We start from the raw sequence: 291 nt of genomic DNA, 5'->3' as shown, positions 1-291 counted from the left end.
GCCGCTCCGCATCCAGTACAAAGATTATGCGGTATGGCAGCAATCGGACGAGCAGAAAGCTCAGCTTGCCAAGCAGGAAGCCTACTGGCTCGACATGTTCCGCGGAGAGCTGCCGGTTTTGGAATTGCCGACGGACTATCCGCGCCCGGCTATGCAGAGCTACGAGGGCCGTACGCTGCAATTGTTTATGCATAGCGAGAAAAGCGAGAGTCTGAAACGGCTTGCAGCCGAGAACGGCGCAACACTTTACATGGTTCTGCTTGCTGGTTATACAATATTATTGCATAAATA

Annotated in this window: 1 protein-coding gene; it reads left to right on the top strand. The window is 52.6% G+C overall.

All coding sequences use genetic code 11. From position 1 onward, the window contains the following. Positions 1–291 (top strand): condensation domain-containing protein (locus tag ACL9RM_RS26675; protein WP_414126723.1); only part of this gene is annotated, 291 nt, incomplete at both ends.

The sequence above is a fragment of the Paenibacillus sp. S29 genome, from assembly GCF_049319765.1.
In the GTDB taxonomy this organism is placed as follows: Bacteria; Bacillota; Bacilli; order Paenibacillales; family Paenibacillaceae; genus Paenibacillus; species Paenibacillus polymyxa_B.
The sequence above is the reverse complement of the archived record's forward strand: the minus strand, read 5'-3'. Positions and strand labels throughout refer to the sequence as shown.